Source organism: Streptomyces sp. WM6378, from assembly GCF_001279695.1.
Lineage (GTDB): Bacteria > Actinomycetota > Actinomycetes > Streptomycetales > Streptomycetaceae > Streptomyces.
On record NZ_LGDD01000186.1, the window covers coordinates 1 to 411 of the forward strand.

Genomic DNA, 411 nt, shown 5'->3' on the forward strand with positions numbered 1-411 from the left:
GAGCACGTCACGGGCGCGAAGTCCCTCATCCGTTCTCTTGAGGAGGTCGGGGCGGAGGTGGTGTTCGGGATTCCGGGCGGTGCCATCCTCCCGGCGTACGACCCGATGATGGATTCCACCCGGGTCCGTCATGTCCTGGTCCGTCATGAGCAGGGTGCGGGGCATGCGGCCACCGGGTATGCCCAGGCGACCGGCAAGGTGGGTGTGTGCATGGCGACGTCGGGGCCGGGTGCCACGAACCTGGTGACGCCGATCGCGGACGCGCACATGGATTCGGTGCCGTTGGTGGCGATCACCGGGCAGGTGTCGTCGAAGGCGATCGGTACGGATGCCTTCCAGGAGGCGGACATCGTGGGTATCACGATGCCGATCACCAAGCACAACTTCCTGGTGACGAAGGCCGAGGACATT

At 65.7% G+C, this 411-nt stretch carries 1 protein-coding gene; it reads left to right on the forward strand.

The window, feature by feature from the left end:
- Positions 1–411: thiamine pyrophosphate-binding protein (locus ADK54_RS16255; RefSeq protein ID WP_267887017.1), on the forward strand; the 411-nt coding region annotated here is incomplete at both ends.